Origin of the sequence: Emergencia sp. JLR.KK010, assembly GCF_037018265.1 — a bacterium.
Taxonomy (GTDB): domain Bacteria; phylum Bacillota; class Clostridia; order Peptostreptococcales; family Anaerovoracaceae; genus Senimuribacter; species Senimuribacter intestinalis.
Genome location: NZ_CP143550.1, coordinates 1,653,773 through 1,673,754, shown reverse-complemented (window position 1 = coordinate 1,673,754; position 19,982 = coordinate 1,653,773). Strand labels below are relative to the sequence as shown.

Genomic DNA, 19,982 nt, shown 5'->3' with positions numbered 1-19,982 from the left:
AACATTACTATAACGAATTTCAAGATTATTCTATTCCTTTTTTCATTTCTTGTCAATAGAATTTTGGTTAGATTTTATGAAATTTTTTTCGAATTGTCGTCCAAACCCTTTATTTTTAGCCATTTGGAATTATCCAACCATTTTTTATTATATCTGATCCATGTACCATTTTCCACTAGCCGAAAAATCTGCCCTGGTCCAACCTTTTGTTTTCTTACAACTGGTTTTTATCAACGCTGAGGACTCATTTTTATTGGACAAATTCCATGCTACATAACTGATATCATGTCGATTCAATGCTGTAATCCACTTTTTTCCCTGTGTCTTGTTCAATGCCCCGGTTCCAGAAGCATCACAGATGCTAAACTCGCTCACAAAAATCGGCAGTCCCTTTTTTACTGCTTTTTCCATCTTATCCCGCAAATCCTGTTTATGTGTACCTGCATAAAAGTGTAGACTATATAATAGATTTTCATATTTCAGCGGACTTGCCGCCGCTTTATCTACATCCTGACTCCAGTGTGGTGTGCCTACGATAATAATTGCGTCAGGATTATTTTTACGAATTACAGGAATTATCTGTTTGGCATATTTCTTAATTTGTGACCAAGTAACGCCGCCATTTGGTTCATTGCAAATCTCATAAATTATATTTTCCTGATCCTTGTACTTTTTAGAAACTTTTCCAAAAAAATCCTTTGCTCTGCTCACATACCGATTAGGGTTTCCATCGCTCAAAATATGCCAATCTACAATTACATACATGCCTAAATCCGTTGCTGCATCAATGCCAGTATATACTCTTTTCCGCTGCTTTGTGCGGTTCTCTGTGCCACTGTTACAATATCCATTGTACTCAGTAGTGTACATGGCAAGGCGAATCGTATCCACACCCCACTGGTCTCGCAGATTTTTAAATGCTGACTTATTCACATATTCTGGAAACCATGCAATGCCGTGAGTACTGACACCGTGAAGCTGACAACTGCTTCCATCCTTTGCCAACAGCTTGCTACCCTCTACTTTCAACGCTCCATACTTCTCAAAAGGCGTCTTCGTACGTTGCGCCATTTGCAGAGGTTCTGCCGCTTCATTATCATTGTCCGCAAAACACACTCCCGAAAAAATAATACCGAAAAGTAGGATTACCGCAAGTACCCTAACTATCCCTCGTCTTTTCATATTTTATTTCATCCTCCCAAATTTCATTTCTTTTCCATCTTTGTCATTTTCCGATAATCATATCGCTTTTGATTTCCAGACTGCCGTATGCGCAAGACTTTGCTCAATTGCCCCATCAAATGCGTTCATATTGGTCGGCGTATTTCTCTGACAAAGTTCCCGCAGCGCGTCTGTCTTTTCATCTTTGTTTATAAGCTCTATAGCACTGCCAAAGACAACTGTCGATTCATATTCCGCCGTAAACTCATACTCCTCTCTTCTTGGTTTGCATGCGTATGATAGGCATACCCTAGGATTTTCTCTTAGCAATTCAATCTTTTTTCCAGCCCTCGCACAATCATAAATTATCATACCGATTACAATAATGTCAACTGGCTGTTATCTATTTTATACTTTTACTGTCACCGAATTTCGTATATACTATCATTATTAAAGGAGAAATTATTATGGATACTTTTTTTACATCAGTCTACAACATCGTCGCACAAATCCCCTGCAGTAAAGTCGCCTCATATGGACAAATCGCTCGTATGTTAGATTCACCTCGTTCTGCCAGAATTGTCGGCTACGCTATGAGGAACTGCCCCGATACACTTCCATGGCACCGAGTCGTAAAAGGTGATGGCTCTATTTCAAATGGTGTTCTGAAAGATTTATGCAGAGATTTGCTTCTAGATGAAGGGGTAAGTTTTTTACCAGATGGACGCATAGACATGCAGCTTTGTCAATGGAACCCAGATTTTGATCTAAAATAGCTATTTTTTATAAATCCCCTTATATAAGACACTCCTACATATAAGTACAAAAAAACTGCCCGATGGACAGTTTTTTGTACTTTTGGTTGCGGGGACAGGACTTGAACCTGCGACCTCCGGGTTATGAGCCCGACGAGCTACCAACTGCTCTACCCCGCGATGTAAAATGGCTCCGAGAGTGGGGCTCGAACCCACAGCCTACCGGTTAACAGCCGGTTGCTCCACCATTGAGCTATCTCGGAATAATACTTTATCTGGAGCGGAAGACGAGATTCGAACTCGCGACCCTCGCCTTGGCAAGGCGATGCTCTACCCCTGAGCCACTTCCGCATATGGATGAAAGTGAAATGCCGCTAACATAGCGGCATACTCTCCCTTGGTGACTCCACCGGGAATCGAACCCGGGTTACCGCCGTGAAAGGGCGGTGTCTTGACCGCTTGACCATGGAGCCATTTTAAAACCGGCAACGACCTACTTTCCCAGGCAGCTTCCCACCAAGTATCATCGGCGCTTGAGAGCTTAACTTCTGTGTTCGAGATGGGTACAGGTGTATCCTCCCCGCTATTGTCACCGGATTTCCTGCTTGCCTTTTTCAATCCTGACTTTGTTGCTGCTCTTTCGCTCATCAGTTACGTACACTAGTACGTGCCCTCTTCGCTCCTTCGCACGCCGCGTCAGCTCTTGAAAAATTCTTCGCAGCTTCTTTTCTCTTGAGGTATATACCCTCAAATCTGAATAACAATCAACAAACTCTTCGTAAAACCACTGGTCAAGTTCTCGACCGATTAGTACCTCTCAGCTACATGCATTACTGCACTTCCACCTGAGGCCTATCTACGTGGTAGTCTCCCACGGGTCTTACCTTTTAGGAGGAGATCTCTTCTTGTGGGGGGCTTCGCACTTAGATGCTTTCAGCGCTTATCCCTTCCATACGTAGCTACCCAGCTATGCCTTTGGCAAGACAACTGGTACACCAGAGGTATGTCCATCCCGGTCCTCTCGTACTAAGGACAGCTCCACTCAAATCTCCAACGCCCACAGCGGATAGGGACCGAACTGTCTCACGACGTTCTGAACCCAGCTCGCGTACCTCTTTAATGGGCGAACAGCCCAACCCTTGGGACCTACTTCAGCCCCAGGATGAGACGAGCCGACATCGAGGTGCCAAACACCCCCGTCGATGTGAACTCTTGGGGGGTATCAGCCTGTTATCCCCGGGGTAGCTTTTATCCGTTGAGCGATGGCCCTTCCACTCGGTACCACCGGATCACTAAGCCCGACTTTCGTCCCTGCTCGACTTGTCTGTCTTGCAGTCAAGCTCCCTTCTGCCTTTGCACTCTTCGCGCGATTTCCGTCCGCGCTGAGGGAACCTTTGGGCGCCTCCGTTACTCTTTAGGAGGCGACCGCCCCAGTCAAACTGCCCACCTGACACTGTCCCAGTACCGGATTACGATACATGGTTAGAATCCCAACGTTACAAGGGTGGTATCCCAACGGTGACTCCACCAATACTGGCGTACTGATCTCTTTGTCTCCCACCTATCCTGTACATGCAACGCCGAAACTCAATATCAAGCTACAGTAAAGCTCCACGGGGTCTTTCCGTCCTGCTGCGGGTAACCGGCATCTTTACCGGTACTACAATTTCACCGAGTCTATTGTTGAGACAGTGCCCAGATCATTACGCCTTTCGTGCGGGTCGGAACTTACCCGACAAGGAATTTCGCTACCTTAGGACCGTTATAGTTACGGCCGCCGTTTACTGGGGCTTAAGTTCTGTGCTTCTCCTCACGGATGACACTTCCCCTTAACCTTCCAGCACCGGGCAGGCGTCAGCCCCTATACTTCAGCTTTCGCTTTTGCAGAGACCTGTGTTTTTGGTAAACAGTTGCCTGGGCCTTTTCACTGCGGCCTGCCGAAGCAGGCACCCCTTCTCCCGAAGTTACGGGGTCATTTTGCCGAGTTCCTTAACAATAGTTCTCTCGCTCGCCTTAGGATTCTCTCCTCATCTACCTGTGTCGGTTTGCGGTACGGGCACCTCGGGTCTTGCTAGCGGCTTTTCTTGACAGCGTGAAATCGACTGCTTCCGGCTTACTTGCCACCCCGTAACGCCTCAGTATTGACTATGCGGATTTGCCTACATTGCCTACCTCGACGCTTGGACACGCTCTACCAGCGGCGTGCTCAGTCTATCCTTCTGTGTCCCCACTTCGCTTAAAACGACCTCCGGTGGTACAGGAATCTCTACCTGTTATCCATCGCCTACGGCTTTCGCCCTCGGCTTAGGTCCCGACTAACCCTGAGCGGACGAACCTTCCTCAGGAATCCTTAGATTTTCGGCGGGCAGGATTCTCACCTGCCTTGCGCTACTCATGCCAACATTCTCTCTCGTATACAGTCCACAAATCCTTACGAATTTGCTTCTTCCCAGTATACGATGCTCCTCTACCATACATTTCTGTATCCAAAGCTTCGGTAGTAAGTTTTAGCCCCGTTTATCTTCGGCGCAGAGCCACTCGACTAGTGAGCTATTACGCACTCTTTAAATGAGTGGCTGCTTCTAAGCCAACATCCTAGCTGTTTATGCAGCTCCACATCCTTTTCCACTTAACTTACATTTTGGGACCTTAGCTGTTGGTCTGGGCTGTTTCCCTTTCGACTATGAAACTTATCTCACATAGTCTGACTCCCACATATGATATTCCGGCATTCGGAGTTTGATAGTTTTCGGTAACCGGTGAAGGCCCCTAGAACATTCAGTGCTCTACCTCCGGGTATCTTTCTGTGAGGCTAGCCCTAAAGCTATTTCGAGGAGAACCAGCTATCTCCGAGTTCGATTGGAATTTCACCGCTATCCACAAGTCATCCCAACCTTTTTCAACAGATATGGGTTCGGTCCTCCATAACCTTTTACAGTTACTTCAACCTGCTCATGGATAGGTCACCCGGTTTCGGGTCTACAGCATGCAACTTCTCGCCCTATTAAGACTCGCTTTCACTTCGGCTCCAGTGCTTTACACCTTAACCTCGCTGCATACCATAACTCGTTGGCCCGTTCTACAAAAAGTACGAGGTCACTTGCGCTCCCTCTGCTTGTAAGCATAAGGTTTCAGGTTCTTTTTCACTCCCCTCCCGGGGTTCTTTTCACCTTTCCCTCACGGTACTATTCTCTATCGGTCACTGGGTAGTATTTAGGCTTGGGGGGTGGGCCCCCCGGCTTCAGACCGGGTTTCACGTGTCCGGTCCTACTCTGGATCCACTCTGCTCCTTGTCAATTTCGTCTACGGGACTTTTACCTTCTTCGGTTTGCCTTTCCAAACATATTCGACTATCAACAATGGATACATCTTGAGTGTCCGCAACCCCGATAGCAAGCTATCGGTTTGGCCTCTTTCCCTTTCGCTCGCCGCTACTTAGGAAATCGATGTTTCTTTCTCTTCCTACGGGTACTTAGATGTTTCAGTTCCCCGCGTTTCCTTCTCATAACCTATTGATTCAGTTATGGATACCTGTGCATTACCACAGGTGAGTTCCCTCATTCGGATATCTGCGGATCAGCAGATATTTGCTCCTCCCCGCAGCTTTTCGCAGCTTGTCACGTCCTTCGTCGGCTCCCAGTGCCAAGGCATCCGCCTTATGCTCTTCTTCACTTGACCTTTCGCTCGTTTTAATCCGTTCTGACTTTGTTGCTGCTCGCTCACTCCTCAGTTACATACCAATGTATGCGCCTTCCTCGCTCACTCGCGCGCCTCGTCATCTCCGAATTCTAACTTCGCGGTTCTTTGTGTACCATGTACAGCGCTTGCACATGGATTTTTGTTAAAGAATCTTTTCTGGTTTCTCGGTTGAAATCATAGAATTTACCCTTCGCTTGCTTTCGCTATGCTTTGTGTATTTTCTCGATTTCTCTCTTTTCTGTGTTTGTTTCTTGTTATTCAGTTTTCAAGGTACTTTGGTCTTTCGACCTTGGTGGGCTTGGGAGGACTCGAACCTCCGACCTCACGCTTATCAGGCGTGCGCTCTAACCACCTGAGCTACAAGCCCATACAGTTCATAGTGTAAAAATCTCGTCTCCTTAGAAAGGAGGTGATCCAGCCGCACCTTCCGATACGGCTACCTTGTTACGACTTCACCCCAGTCATTGGTTTTGCCTTAGACAGCATATTTCCTTGCCGGCTTTGGGCACCCCCAACTTCCATGGTGTGACGGGCGGTGTGTACAAGACCCGGGAACGCATTCACCGCGGCATTCTGATCCGCGATTACTAGCAACTCCGGCTTCGTGCAGGCGAGTTGCAGCCTGCAGTCCGAACTGGGACCGGTTTTCGAGATTTGCTCCGCCTCACGACTTCGCTGCTTTCTGTACCGGCCATTGTAGCACGTGTGTAGCCCAGAACATAAGGGGCATGATGATTTGACGTCATCCCCACCTTCCTCCGAGTTGTCCCCGGCAGTCCCACTAGAGTGCCCATCTTACTGCTGGCAACTAATGGCAAGGGTTGCGCTCGTTGCGGGACTTAACCCAACATCTCACGACACGAGCTGACGACAACCATGCACCACCTGTCTCCTCTGTCCGTAGAAAAACCCGATTAAGGGTCTGTCAGAGGGATGTCAAGTCCTGGTAAGGTTCTTCGCGTTGCTTCGAATTAAACCACATGCTCCGCTGCTTGTGCGGGTCCCCGTCAATTCCTTTGAGTTTCACACTTGCGTGCGTACTCCCCAGGCGGAGCACTTAATGCGTTAACTACGGCACCGAAGTCTTGCGACCCCGACACCTAGTGCTCATCGTTTACGGCGTGGACTACCAGGGTATCTAATCCTGTTTGCTCCCCACGCTTTCGTACCTCAGTGTCAGTTACAGTCCAGAAAGCCGCCTTCGCCACTGGTGTTCCTCCTAATATCTACGCATTTCACCGCTACACTAGGAATTCCGCTTTCCTCTCCTGCACTCAAGCATCCCAGTTCGCAGGGCGAACAATGGTTGAGCCATTGCCTTAAACCCTGCGCTTAGGTTGCCACCTACGTACTCTTTACGCCCAATAATTCCGGATAACGCTTGCCCCCTACGTATTACCGCGGCTGCTGGCACGTAGTTAGCCGGGGCTTCCTCCTTGGGTACCGTCAGTTCTTCTTCCCCAAGGACAGAAGTTTACGACCCGAAGGCCTTCTTCCTTCACGCGGCGTTGCTGCATCAGGCTTTCGCCCATTGTGCAATATTCCCCACTGCTGCCTCCCGTAGGAGTTTGGACCGTGTCTCAGTTCCAATGTGGCCGTTCACCCTCTCAGGTCGGCTACTGATCGTCGCCTTGGTAAGCCGTTACCTTACCAACTAGCTAATCAGACGCAGGCCCATCCTTTGCCGATAAATCTTTGACCATCTGCTCATGTAACCAAATGGTGTTATCAGGTTTTAATCATCGTTTCCAATGGCTATCCCTGTGCAAAGGGCAGGTTGCCTACGCGTTACTCACCCGTCCGCCGCTTTCCACTGACTCCTTCAACCGAAGTATCTGTCATCAGCTTCTCGCTCGACTTGCATGTGTTAGGCACGCCGCCAGCGTTCATCCTGAGCCAGGATCAAACTCTTAATTAAATGGTATATCAAAGACTAATGTCTTAAATATCTTTCTTAAGATATCCTTGTTCGGATTCTGAACGCTTTGCGCTCTTGCAATATATTCTTCTTAGAATTATTGTTCTTCTTTTAAGAAATTGTCGCGAACTCTCACAAACTAGTAATCTCTTACCAATTTGCTGATTGTTCAAATTTGTTTTGACTAAATTTCTACACTATGAAGTTGTCTAGGTTCTGTCTGCTCTTTCAAGCGGACTGCTGTCCTTGCGACAGCTTATTTATCTTACCACTCTTTGGCTCTTATGTCAACCTCTTTTTTGAAGTTTTTTCGAGCTTTTTTCTTCTCCTTTTCTGGGAGTTTTCTGTGGCAAGTCTGCCTGTGGGGTTCCCCCTGCAAGACAGCTTTCTTAATATATCACCCTTTTCCCCTTCCGTCAAGTACCTTTTTCTCTTTTTTCTATTGTTTCTGCTCCAAAAGTGATAATGTCTTAAGAAAGCGCAAGAGAAAATGTCCCAAAAGGATTCCTAAAAAACACATATCATAGTAAACTATCTCTTCGGAGGTGGTTTTTATCAGAAAGGTTGAACTTAGAATGAAAGAACAGAAAAAGTACGAAGTGATTAAAAAGCTAAAAGAAACAAACGGAAACAAGAAAAGAGCTGCCGTCGAGCTAGGCTGTACCGTCCGCCACGTAAACCGAATGCTCAAAGGTTATGAGACGCAGGGAAAAGAATTCTTTTCCCACGGAAACAAAGGCAGAAGACCTGCATCTGCTCTCTCTGAGGAGTTAAAAGAGTCTATCCTGCTTCTCTACCAGAACAAATACTATGATTCGAACCTTACGCATTTCACAGAAAAATTGGCTGAGAATGAAGATATCCGGGTCTCAGAGGGAACCGTCAGAAATCTGCTTTACTCTCATGACATTCTCTCTCCCCTTGCATGGAAACGGACTCGCAGGAAACTCAAAGACAAGCTAAAAACCCAAAAGGATACTGCAACATCAAAGACAGAAAAAGAAAGCCTTCAGACTGCAATCGTTGACCTGGAAGATGCACATCCTACCAGAGCCAGATGTTCCTATGCCGGTGAGATGATTCAAATGGATGCGTCTGTACATCTTTGGTTTGGCGAAAACAAAAGCCATCTGCATGCCGCCATTGACGATGCCACGGGAACCCTTGTCGGCGCATATTTTGACAGCCAGGAAACCTTACATGGATACTACCAGGTCTTCCGCCAAATTCTTGAAAATTATGGCATTCCCTATATGTTCTACACTGACCGCAGAACCGTATTTGAATACAAAAAGAAAAATTCTCCAAATTTGGAGAATGATACATTTACGCAGTTTGCTTATGCATGCAAGCAATTCGGTGTCGATTTAAAAACAACCAGTATACCACAAGCCAAGGGCAGAGTTGAACGTCTTTTTAAAACCTTACAATCACGCCTGCCTGTCGAATTACGACTGGCAGGCGTGAAAAACCTGGAGCAGGCAAATGAATTCCTTCACTCCTACATAAAGAAATTCAACGCACAGTTCGCTCTACCCCTTAATCCTACCACGTCTGTATTTGAAACACAACCCTCAAAAGACAAAATCGACCTGTTTCTTTCCTTGCTCACACCCCGTATAGTGGATGCCGGTCATTCCATTCGGTTCAACAACCATCGGTACAAAATGTTGGATGAATCCGGCATGCATACAAACTACTACAAAGGAACGCAGGTGCTGGTAGCGCAGACCCTTAGCGGCAGGCTGTTTTGCAACGTAAACGGGCGAATTTACGCCTTGGAAGAGATTCCGTTGCATGAAGAAGTATCTCGGAATTTCAATACAGAAAAAGAACTTGCAGCAGCGAAGAAGCCAAAGAAGCAAAATATCCCGCCTATGCATCATCCTTGGCGCAAAGATAACTTTATGAAACATGTCTACGCTATGTATGGTAACGAAGCAACCTGGGCTGTTTAACTGCTCACGGTAACCCTTGCTTTTTGGTGCTAATATTGCACTTATTTTTGGACTTTTTCAATTACGGTTGACAGTACCTTTTTCTCTTTTTTCTATTGTTCTTTTTTTCTGAATCCTTCAGCGCTCACTTCTTCCAATTCTCCGCACAGTTTCTCCACTGCGGCAAAGTCGTCACGCTTAAAGGCTGCAGCGATGGTTGCTTCCAGCTCCTGCTTCCGTTTATCTGTTTCCAGGTAATTTCGGTCAAAATACTTATCATACACCATTTTACGAAAATTCTTCGTTCGCATGCGTCTGACAGTATTATCTTCTACTAAAAGCACATAATCCGCACATCCTGCTGCTAAATAAAAGTCATGACTGACCATGAGCACCGCTCCTCTGTATTCGGAAATCGCTTTTTCCAAGGCCATCTGCGCGTAAATATCCAGATGACTGGTCGGTTCGTCGAGAATTAAAAGCTCTGCGTTTGAATTTGTGATGAGGGCAATCTGAAGCAAATTCTGTTCACCTCCAGAAAGCTGCCCTACTCTTTGATCCAGCAGCGCTTCTTCCAGGCAAAACTTTGCAAGGTATCCACGCGCCCTTTCCTTTGTCTCAAAGCCATAATTCTGCAGAACCTGATATACAGTCTTGCTTTCATCGTGTAATACGCCTTGTAGCTGTGACAGATACGCATACTTTGTGTTCTCGTCTATATAAATGGAAGGATTATCATTTTCCAAAATGTCACGGATTAAAGTAGTCTTACCTGTGCCGTTTGCGCCAACAATCGTCACCTTTTCCCCTGCAAACAGTTGAAAATTCACATTCTGCAGCAAGTCTTCATCAAACGCTGCCTCATAATCTGCAACGTGAAGTACAGTTTTCTTTGTTTCAGTTCCAGACTCAGCAGCCGAAACCTCCGGCAGCACGATTTCCGGCTCACGAATTTCAATAAAGGGAGCCTTAATCTGCCTTGTGCGCAGACGATCAAGCTGAGACTGTTTTGCATTGACAGACCTTCCGATGACCGGATTCACCATATCCGTTGCTCTTTTGCGAAGGATTTGAACCATCTGTTCTGTACGTTCAATTTCCTCCTGCTCCGCTGCATTTTGCATCCTCAGTTTCAACTTTTCTCTAAAAATAGAACAGCGGTATTCCGTGTAATTGCCGTCAAATTCCTGCAAATCTGCATTCTCCAAATGCAGGATTTTGTTAAAGCAGTGATTGAGCAGATATCTGCTGTGAGTCACCACCAGCAAAGTTCCTTTATACTCGTTGATTAACTGACAGAGACTGCTCAGGTTGGCAAAATCCAAGAATGCATCGGGTTCATCCAAAATCAGCAAATCCGGTGCAAGAAGCATTTCTCTCATAATCTGCAGAACCTTGTATTCACCACCGCTAATCTTAGACAGCTTTGTTTCTGCGAGACCACTCATATGTGCGATGTACAGCTGTTTGCGGATATTGCTTTCATAATTGTCCCCGTCCATGGCTTCATTTATGTCAAGAAGCTGCTGATATTTTTCCAGTGCCGCCTCCATATCCTCCGCTGTCGCCATTTCTTCGCAAATCTGAGCGATGTCTTTCTGGATTTTTAAAAATCTTTCACTGAGATATTCAAAAACAGTACAATCCTGTAATTTATCTTTTGCATTGAACTGGCTAGCATATCCAATTCTGTAATCTTCTGATCTGTATATTTTTCCGTCGTAAAGATATTCGTCAGGTTGTATCAGCATATCGACTAACGTTGATTTGCCGCTTCCGTTGCTTCCGATTAAAGCGCAGTGCTGCCCTGTTTCTAAAGAAAACGAAATGTCGTGATATAAATCTTTTGCAGGAAAACCGTAAGATAGTTTTTCTACTCGAATCATTCTTTTTATCCTCGTTTCTACTATTGCTAGATAATTTCTTTATTAAAGTGTCCCCTGGTATCTGTTTCCTGATTGAAAAGAGGTTTGTTAGCTGTAGCATTTGCGCTGTTCAGCTTTTGCTGCGCTGCTTTAACTACTTTGACTACCTCGTCTTTTGATTCAATGGTGAAGTTCAGTCTAAAAGCCTCAATACCTCTAATGGACGGTATTTCATCTAGAAGATTCAGTATCTTGCCGTTCAAAATCGTGGTTGTGCAGTCACCATGGGAAAGAATCGGAAAGGTACCGTATTCATCTTTCATCTCGTAGGTCTTTGCTCTGCAGTTACCACACTGATTCATTTTTTTCATAGGACAATACTTTGTGAACATCAACGGTGCACGTCCGTATACCACCATTTCCAAAGCTGGATAGCCATCATTTTTTGCATAGTATGCGTCAATTAGATCACCAATCTGCTTTTTGTTCAACTCATAGGACAAAGTTACTCGCTTTGCGCCCAGTCGAAAAAGCTCGTAGCAGCTATCTGCATTTACTACATTTAGAGAATAGTCGGTGACAAATGGATTGCGGTCTCTGTAATAATAGATTCCGCCGTATCCGCCGATCAAAAGTTCCCCTTCTTTTTCTTCATAAGTAATTTGATTTCTTCGAATAACATTGTCAAAATAGATTTCCTTTATGCCGCACTTTACGCAGGCGTCATACTGCGCTTTTGTCGTAACGGAAACAGTAAGATACGGATTCTTCTGTGCGAAAGAGATTTTCTTTTTCGCCTCGGGAATTTTCGTACGTCGTGCTTTGCCTGTAATCTTTGCGTCGTATAAGGCCTGGACGATTGTGCGTCTGGCGCTGTTGAGCATTTTCACCGGAATAAAAGCGTTGTACTCTTCAAATTCCACATCACCAAGGGAAAAGACTGTGTCTTTCAGTTTAGAAAGCTGTTTCACAACTTGCTCTCTAGTGGTCGGATTATTCATCGCCTCTTCCAAAATTTCTCCGCTTTCATACAAGTAGCTGCATCCCAGCCCTTCTGCGTCAATGACCAGATTTGCACCGGGATAAGCGTAAACTTTCATATGTAGCGGAAATCGTCTGAATTCGTCTTGTAAACCGTTTCCCAGCTCATTATAAAACAGGTAGTCTTTCGTCTTATAGATTACGTCTCCTATGGATAGCTTTTCTTTTATTTTGATATAGCAAACATCTTCAGCTTTGTTAATCAGCATTCCCTCTCTGTCGTACAGTTTTACAACGGACAGATTAACGTCTTCGCCTCCAGCATCGATTCTGATGATATCGTTCTGATTTAATACCTTATCCAGGGTGATTTCATACATGCCTTTGTAAAATCCTGTAATTCTGCCAATCTCGTAACCGAAGTTGTTCGGTCTTTGAATATTGGACAAGTCTTTCGGGTCCTCGTGAAACAGATACCCTTTTGTAAAGGTTCTATTGAAAGTTTTTTTCAAATCTTCCTTGTCACTTACTGTCACCTTGCCATCCAGTGCGGCTCTGTATTTTGAAACGACGTTTGCCACATAGGCAGGCTCTTTCATACGCCCCTCGATTTTCAGAGAGTCGATTTCCTTAAGTTCCTCTATATAGTCGATGGTATTTAAGTCCTTGGTCGATAACAGGTAGTTTTTTCCAAAAGACTCGCCTGTGGTCCTGTCAATTAGTTCATAAGGTTTGCGGCAGGATCCAACACATCTGCCCCGATTTCCACTCCGATATCCGATGAGACCGGACATAAGACAATTTCCTGAGTAAGATACACACAGAGCGCCGTGGACAAAGATTTCCAGAGGTATCTTCGCAGTCCGTTTGATTTCTTTCACCTTTTCAATTTCGACTTCTCGCGACAGAACAACTCTTTTAGCACCCAATTCTTTGAAAAGTAAAGTGCCTTCAAGGTCATCAATGCCCATCTGGGTCGAGCAGTGTACTTCCATATCCTCAAAATGGTTGACAGCATAGTCAAAAACCGCTAAATCCTGCACGATGACACCATCTACGCCAATCTCATTCAGCAGCTGAAGCTGCTTCTTCATGTCGTCAATCTCATCTTCAAATACAATCGTATTCATGGTTACATATATTTTTACATTTCTGAGATGCGCATAAGCAACCGCTTCTTTTAATAATTCCGTATCAAAGTTGGACGAATAAGCGCGGGCGCCGAATTTCCGCATCCCCAAATAGACTGCGTCGCAGCCGTTTGCAATCGCAGCCTTTAACGCTTCCATGTTTCCCGCCGGAGCTAATAGTTCAGTCATTGGTTCCTCCCGTCTGGTTTAGTAGTTATCGCCTCCGCCATGCATTATACGGCATCGCCTGCCAAAATGCAAGAAAAATAGCACTTTCAGCTGTCTTTTCAGCTTCAAATACTCTGTCGTTTTCTTTTAGATATCACACGGTTCAAAATGCAAATTTACAGCACTCAAATTCGTTGAACGAATAAAACCTGACCGCATCTCCATGTTTCACCAGTTCTGTTGCAACTGGCAGCATGGGATTGGGTTTACCATGTGCAGGGATACAAAAGGCTATTTTCTTCAATCACCGCCCTTTTCTCCATATGCTATACCGAACAATTCGGCAAATGCTCCTTTCGGAGGTATCGCAATCCCACACTCAATATCGCAAAGCAGGAGGAGCGTATCTCCCGGCTTAATCCCCAAAATATCACGAGCCTGTTTCGGTATTACAATCTGTTCCTTTTCACCGGCACTGGCTGTTCATACATATTTTCCTTCAGGTGCTTTCATTTTCTTCTATCTCATAAGTATAATTTATATAACTAGACATACTTCTTTTTTCCCAAAATGACAATAGAACCACGAAAACGTCTATTTTATATGGGGCTGTATTTTCTGTGCACTCACGGAAAAAAATTCGCAGGTTTATTAATATTTCACCTGTTATTTTGGGTCGCTCATTTTCTTAGTGTCAAAATAGAATTACAAAAGGCGGAAAATACAACCGCATTCCCCGCCTTTTTCCAAGACATTTATTAATAGAAAGCTTCTGATAAACCAGAAGTTATTGCTCATTGACAAGCAGCTTCAGTACATCCGGCCTTGCGTAGTGGCCCACCGCGTCATGCTCCATCTTGCACGCAGCAGGCAAATCCATATCAAGCTCCGCGTAGATAATCGTTTCCTCATTCCAAACAGGCTCTGTCACATAATGCCCATAGGGATCAATGATACAGCTGCCCCCACTGCAGACCATTTCCGGCAGCTGAAGAACCGCTTTGTTCTCATTGAGGTCAGAAGGATAGGAGGAACGTCTAACAATCATATCCGCATTGATAAAGTAGCATTTGCCCTCAATCGCGATATGTTGAATCGTAGCCTGCCACTCCGGATTGTCGTTCGTATTCGGCGAAATATAGATGGTGATTCCTTTTTGATAAAGTGCTACCCTGGCAAGAGGCATATAGCTCTCCCAGCAAATCAGGCTGCCAATCGGCCCCCACGACGTTTCTGTCACCGGAAAATAATCCTTGTTTGCGTCACCCCAGACAGTCCGTTCTGATCCGGTCGGTTTCAACTTGCGATGCACCTTATAGGTCCCATCCGGCTCGAAAATGACATTGCTGTTATAAAGCGTCCCGTTGACCGCATCCCGCTCAGAAAAGCCAAGACTAATATAGGCACCTGTCTTCTTCGCTCTGTCGGCAAGTTCTCTGAATTCCTCAGCCCCGGCAACAACAGAAGCATCATAATACCGTTTCCAATCCTTTCGGCCTTCCTCAGTTCGCTTGCCCATGCTAAAACCAAAGTTCATTCCAATCGGGTAGCCGGGAATGAAAAGCTCAGGAAAAACGATTAGGTCTGGATTTTGGGATGCCGCTTCGTCGATATATCGAAGTGTCTTTTCCAGAGATGCTTTTTTATCAAACAAAACAGGCTCTGCCTGTACCAATGCAATTTTGCAGATTTTTTTGATGTCTTTCACAGTGATTCTCTCCTTCAAATACCGATTTGTTTCTTTCATTATAACAGCAAACACTCCCGTCGACAAGCATAAATCAGGCCGGCGCTCCAAGGAGCGCCAGCCTGTTGTTTCCTTTCATTTCAAGGAATGTAGGATTTTTTATAATTTATTCCCACTCAATGGTGCCGCATGGCTTCGGTGTCAAATCATAGCACACTCGGTTTACCCCTTCAACCTCAGCCAAGATTCTATCGGTAATCTTGTGAAGCACCGACCAGTCGATGTCTTCAATCGTTGCAGTCATCGCGTCCACAGTGTTGACCGCACGAATAATGACTGGATATTCGTAGCTTCTTGCGCCATCCTTTACGCCTACAGATTTAAAATCAGGCACCGCGGTAAAATACTGCCATACCTTGCCCTCAAGCCCATTTTTCGCAAACTCTTCACGAACGATTGCGTCAGACTCGCGAACCGCTTCAAGACGTTCTCTTGTAATCGCGCCAAGACAGCGAACGCCAAGTCCAGGACCAGGAAACGGCTGACGAAACACCATGTTGTCAGGCAGTCCCAGCGCTTTTCCTACCACTCTGACCTCGTCCTTAAAGAGAAGCTTCACCGGTTCAACCAGTTCAAACTGCAGGTCTTCCGGAAGACCGCCAACATTGTGGTGCGCCTTAACTCCATCACTTTCTAAAATATCCGGATAAATTGTACCCTGTGCCAGGAATTCAATGCCGGACTGCTTGCGAGCCTCCTCTTCGAATACTCTGATAAACTCCGCGCCGATAATCTTACGCTTTCTCTCAGGTTCATCCACACCGGCAAGCTTGTCCAGAAAACGATCCACAGCATCTACGTAAATCAAATTCGCGTTCATCTGGTTTCTGAACACCTCTACTACCTGCTCTGGCTCGCCTTTGCGCAGAAGACCGTGATTTACGTGCACGCAGACCAATTGGCTTCCGATTGCCTTAATCAAAAGCGCCGCTACGACAGAGGAGTCTACCCCGCCGGAAAGCGCCAGCAGTACCTTCTTATCCCCAACCTGTTTTCTCACTTCTTCCACCTGTTCGGAAATGAAAGCCTCTGCCAATGCGGCAGTTGTGATTCTTTCCATCGACTCAGGACGTACAATTTTTTCCATATTTTTTCCTCCATATATTGTTAAAGAAAATAGCGTACAATATTTTTCATACCAAATATTATAGCCTACCGTCTTCTCCCATGCAAGGAAATTTTAGAATAATAAGCAGCTTATCACACACATATTCGGCCTCTATAGTACAATCCATTTTTTCCGTTAAAAGCTTTGCAATAGAAAGTCCCAGACCGCTGCTGTTTCTGCCTGTCTCCACTGTATAGAACCGATCAAAAAGTCGCTCCACATCCAGTGATGTTAAATCCCTTGCTGTATTAGCAAAAATGATTACACCACCTGCACTCATGGTTACCTCAAAATCTCCATCACTATATTTCAGTGCATTGCTGATGACATTACCGAAAATTCGATTCACCGCCGCTTTATCCAGATATCGTTCAACCGGCTCTGTGCATATATTGATTTTCGGCATAATACCTCTTTGCTGCATAGCGCCGTAATAGGAAAGTAGGCTTTCCTCCAGCACCCTACGCAAGTCCAGCGTTTCCTCCGACAGTTCTTTCACCGAAGCAACTACCGAATAGCGAAAGAGTTCTTCCGTCAGTTGCTTCATCACTTCCACCCTGCTGGTAATCTGTGTCAGATAGCGTTCCGCCACCTCGTCTTTTTCTATATCCTCTAAAAGTTCCAGGTAACCGCAGATTGCCGTAAGCGGTGTTCTAAGATCATGAGAAATATTCGTGACTGCCTCCTTTAGCTCCGTATCCCCTTGCAAAAAATGCATACGTTGTTTGCGCAGCCTGCGCAGTTGGTCGTTGATTGCCGCCGCCAACTTTCGCATTGCGGGATCTTGATGTGACAGATGAATCAACGTGTTTGTATCCATTTCAAGACGCAGCGCGAATTCCCGCTGAATCTCCTCTGCCGCTCTTCTAACTCCATAAAGCTTATAGCCAAGCACTACCACAGTGCAGCCTAAAACACCGATTATTCCCCATAAGAAAAATACCATAAAACACGTCCTTTATCTTAGCCTCTATTTCAGTTCTTTTTTTCTGAACAGCGCAATACCCAAAGCCGTGACCGCAACCGATATAACCGCCGAGTAGCCAGCCAGCAGCCATGGTTTATCATTTTCCATCGTGGATACCTGTATCTGCTGTCCGCCCGGCGTCGCATCCAATAAAAATGTATAGACATCCCGCGTAGTCCCGGAAATATATCTCGGGTTCGGTTCCGGCTCAGCATTTTGCAGCGTTCCCGTTTCATCCATGTAATAGCCTCCGTAAACCTCCGGTTCATCAAGCAACCCCTTTATATAAGAACCGGCAAAAAGCAGCAGCAGCGCCAAAAGAATGCAGGCTACCGCAGAGGCTGCTTTGTTGTGGCACAAAAGCACAACCAGCGTAAAAATTGCGGAAAAGCAGACGCTTAACATCAGAGCGCAGCCGGCAAAAATCACCATCGCCCAAACTGCCTCGCCAAAGCCGCCCAAAAGCACCGCGCCCAATCCAAGGTAGCAGACCATATGAATCAGGCAGAAAAACATCGAGGTAAGACTGCATACCACAAACGTCGACAGATAGATCTCCCACCGCTGGTGTCCTGCAATAATCTTATTTCGAAGCGTTCCGTCAGCGTATTCCGTTCCTGTAAAAATTGCACAAAATACGGCAATCACTATTCCAACAAGCGCCACGTACTGAAAAGCCCCGCTTTCCAGGGTAGCGTCCATTCCACTGTCCCGGACCTGTTTCTTCATAAAAGCGAAAAAAAATCCCAACATTGCCATAAAAGCCGCAATGCCCCAGAAGATTTTTGATTTTTTTAATCTCATCAAATTTGCCAAAATTAAATTATTCATGACTTGCACCTCCCACCAGACTGACAAAGTAGCTTTCCAGACTTTCGTCCCGTTCTTCCATTGAAATGATTTGACAATTTTCCTTTGCCAATTCCATCGCAAGTTCTGAAACGTTGACCTTCGCATAGATATCAGCCTGTTTTTCTGAGAAAATGTGATACTCGATTCCCATGCGGTCCAGGACTACTGCAAGACGTTTCGTATCTGAAACCTCCGTGCGCACACATTTGCGGCAAACCTCCTCAAGCTCCTTCGCACTGATTTCTTTCATCATTCTGCCGCCGTCAATGAACCCATAATGGGTCGCCAGCTTGGAAAGTTCATCTAAAATATGGCTGGAAATCAGTACCGTAATCTGATGCTCCCGATTCAGCTTCAAAATTAATTCCCGCATTTCAATAATCCCCTGCGGATCCAATCCGTTAATCGGCTCGTCTAGCAGCAGAAAATCAGGATTTCCTACAAGGGCAATGGCAATCCCCAGTCTCTGGCGCATACCAAGAGAAAAATGTTTCGCCTTCTTTCTTTCGGTATGCCCAAGTCCTACCAACGCCAAAATTTCCGCAATACCGTCAAAAGACGGCAGTCCCAGCATCCTGCACTGCATTTTTAGATTATCGACAGCCGTAAGCTCGCCATAAATAGATGGCGTTTCTACCACAGCACCCATCCTGCTGCGGCTTGCTGCAATTGATTTCTCGCAGTTTTTTCTCCCATAGAGGACAAAGCTTCCCGCAGATGGCTCCTGCAAACCACAAATTAGCCGAATCAGTGTCGTTTTTCCCGCGCCGTTTCTTCCTACAAACCCATAAATAGAGCCCTTCGGCACATGCATAGAAAGTCCGTCCAGCGCCTTAAACTGCTTGTAGCTTTTGGACAGACCCTCCGTCGTTAAAACGTATTCCATATATGATATACCTCCTTCTCTTCACGCCTATCAGTTTACAAGCAGACGGTAAAGAAAGCGGTAAAGAAAAATGTAAAGATTTCGTAAAGCTTTTACAAGGTTTATTCTGTCAGCTTAAATCCAATTCCCCATACGGCTTCAATATAATCTCTGCCGGAAGTCTCACGCAGCTTCTTGCGAAGATTGCTGACATGGATTTTCAGCGAAGCCTCTGTGCAGTCCGGCGTATCGAAACTGATGCGCTCCAAAATGGCTGACTTTGAAATCGCGCCGCCTGCCTGCTGCATCAGCAGCTTCAAAATCGCAAACTCTGTCTTCGTAAGTTTTACCTCCTGATTGGCTGCGGTCACCAGCCGGCGCTGTTCGTCCAGTCTTAAATCCCCAAAAGAAAGAATCTCCGAAGGCGTTACCGCAGTCCTGAGGTGCACCGCGATGCGCGCCAAAAGCTCTTTCACTGCAAATGGCTTGCTCACATAATCTACAGCGCCGCTCATCAGCAGATTGACTTTATCCTCTACATCTACTTTCGCGCTGATTACGATGACCGGTATCCCGGAAGTATGTTTCAGGACTTCCTCGCCGCAAAGACCCGGTAACATTAAATCCAGCAGGATTAAATCCGGTCTTTTCTGCGCAAGCAAATAGAGAGCCTCTGTGCCCGAATAAGCTCTGCACACGCTGTAACCTTCCTTTTCGAGCACCTCACAGAGCATGTCTCCGATTGGCACATCATCATCTATGATTGCAATAGTCTTTGCGATATTTTTCATGAAATCCCCCTCTGTTTTCATAACTGCGTTCATTATAC

Annotated in this window: 12 protein-coding genes, 5 tRNA genes, 3 rRNA genes and 1 pseudogene; 2 read left to right on the top strand and 19 right to left on the bottom strand. The window is 45.7% G+C overall.

Features of this window, described 5'->3' with window-relative positions; genetic code table 11:
• Positions 1–147: 147 nt before the first annotated feature.
• Together V1225_RS08025 and V1225_RS08020 are read right to left on the bottom strand one after the other, a co-directional pair.
• Positions 148–1,182, bottom strand: a complete 1,035-nt coding sequence (locus V1225_RS08025; protein WP_338546002.1) for a glycoside hydrolase family 5 protein — start codon at positions 1,180–1,182, stop codon at positions 148–150.
• Between the two features lie 57 nt (positions 1,183–1,239).
• Positions 1,240–1,491, bottom strand: a complete 252-nt coding sequence (locus V1225_RS08020) for a hypothetical protein (protein ID WP_338546000.1) — start codon at positions 1,489–1,491, stop codon at positions 1,240–1,242.
• 137 nt (positions 1,492–1,628) lie between these two features.
• Between V1225_RS08020 and V1225_RS08015 the strand changes: the two genes are divergently transcribed.
• The gene (locus V1225_RS08015; protein ID WP_160203060.1) at positions 1,629–1,937 is read left to right on the top strand and encodes an MGMT family protein; all 309 of its coding nucleotides are present in this window, start codon (positions 1,629–1,631) and stop codon (positions 1,935–1,937) included.
• Between the two features lie 83 nt (positions 1,938–2,020).
• Here V1225_RS08015 and V1225_RS08010 read toward each other — a convergent pair.
• The 8 genes from V1225_RS08010 to V1225_RS07975 all read right to left on the bottom strand — a co-directional run bounded on the left by V1225_RS08010 (position 2,021) and on the right by V1225_RS07975 (position 7,533).
• Positions 2,021–2,096, bottom strand: a tRNA-Met gene (locus V1225_RS08010).
• Positions 2,097–2,104: 8 nt separating this feature from the next.
• Positions 2,105–2,179: transfer RNA gene (locus V1225_RS08005), tRNA-Asn, on the bottom strand.
• A 13-nt stretch (positions 2,180–2,192) separates the two neighbouring features.
• A tRNA-Gly gene (locus V1225_RS08000) sits at positions 2,193–2,267 on the bottom strand.
• A gap of 47 nt (positions 2,268–2,314) precedes the next feature.
• Positions 2,315–2,389, bottom strand: a tRNA-Glu gene (locus V1225_RS07995).
• 7 nt (positions 2,390–2,396) lie between these two features.
• A 5S ribosomal RNA gene (rrf, locus tag V1225_RS07990) occupies positions 2,397–2,513 on the bottom strand.
• Between the two features lie 190 nt (positions 2,514–2,703).
• Positions 2,704–5,594, bottom strand: a 23S ribosomal RNA gene (locus V1225_RS07985).
• Between the two features lie 311 nt (positions 5,595–5,905).
• Positions 5,906–5,982 (bottom strand) — tRNA-Ile (locus tag V1225_RS07980).
• Positions 5,983–6,017: 35 nt separating this feature from the next.
• Positions 6,018–7,533, bottom strand: a 16S ribosomal RNA gene (locus V1225_RS07975).
• The 16S, 23S and 5S rRNA genes sit together here with 5 tRNA genes alongside, the layout of an rRNA operon.
• A 575-nt stretch (positions 7,534–8,108) precedes the next feature.
• Between V1225_RS07975 and V1225_RS07970 the strand changes: the two genes are divergently transcribed.
• Positions 8,109–9,491, top strand: coding sequence for an ISNCY family transposase (locus tag V1225_RS07970; RefSeq protein WP_338545996.1), 1,383 nt, complete (start codon positions 8,109–8,111; stop codon positions 9,489–9,491).
• Between the two features lie 92 nt (positions 9,492–9,583).
• Here V1225_RS07970 and V1225_RS07965 read toward each other — a convergent pair whose 3' ends face one another.
• The 9 genes and pseudogenes from V1225_RS07965 to V1225_RS07925 form a co-directional block, all read right to left on the bottom strand.
• On the bottom strand, positions 9,584–11,356 hold the full coding sequence (locus tag V1225_RS07965; protein ID WP_338545993.1) for an ABC-F family ATP-binding cassette domain-containing protein: 1,773 nt from the start codon (positions 11,354–11,356) through the stop codon (positions 9,584–9,586).
• A gap of 26 nt (positions 11,357–11,382) precedes the next feature.
• The gene (locus tag V1225_RS07960; RefSeq protein ID WP_161908194.1) at positions 11,383–13,635 is read right to left on the bottom strand and encodes a U32 family peptidase; all 2,253 of its coding nucleotides are present in this window, start codon (positions 13,633–13,635) and stop codon (positions 11,383–11,385) included.
• A 279-nt stretch (positions 13,636–13,914) separates the two neighbouring features.
• Positions 13,915–14,127, bottom strand: a pseudogene (locus tag V1225_RS07955) (AbrB/MazE/SpoVT family DNA-binding domain-containing protein).
• A gap of 274 nt (positions 14,128–14,401) precedes the next feature.
• Complete coding sequence (locus tag V1225_RS07950) at positions 14,402–15,322, bottom strand: carbon-nitrogen hydrolase family protein (RefSeq protein ID WP_160201173.1); 921 nt, start codon at positions 15,320–15,322, stop codon at positions 14,402–14,404.
• Positions 15,323–15,467: 145 nt separating this feature from the next.
• Positions 15,468–16,421 (bottom strand): glutamine-hydrolyzing GMP synthase, encoded by a 954-nt coding sequence (guaA, locus tag V1225_RS07945; RefSeq protein ID WP_350339733.1) that lies wholly within the window; start codon positions 16,419–16,421, stop codon positions 15,468–15,470.
• Between the two features lie 85 nt (positions 16,422–16,506).
• A complete protein-coding gene (locus V1225_RS07940) occupies positions 16,507–17,415 on the bottom strand; it encodes a HAMP domain-containing sensor histidine kinase (RefSeq protein WP_160201175.1) in 909 nt (302 codons plus the stop codon).
• A 24-nt stretch (positions 17,416–17,439) separates the two neighbouring features.
• Entirely contained in the window at positions 17,440–18,267 is an 828-nt protein-coding gene (locus V1225_RS07935; protein ID WP_161908195.1) for an ABC transporter permease subunit, read from the bottom strand.
• Entirely contained in the window at positions 18,260–19,174 is a 915-nt protein-coding gene (locus V1225_RS07930; protein WP_161908196.1) for an ATP-binding cassette domain-containing protein, read from the bottom strand. Before V1225_RS07930 ends, V1225_RS07935 begins: the two co-directional genes overlap by 8 nt.
• A gap of 101 nt (positions 19,175–19,275) precedes the next feature.
• A complete protein-coding gene (locus V1225_RS07925; protein WP_338545989.1) occupies positions 19,276–19,944 on the bottom strand; it encodes a response regulator transcription factor in 669 nt (222 codons plus the stop codon).
• Positions 19,945–19,982: the final 38 nt, after the last annotated feature.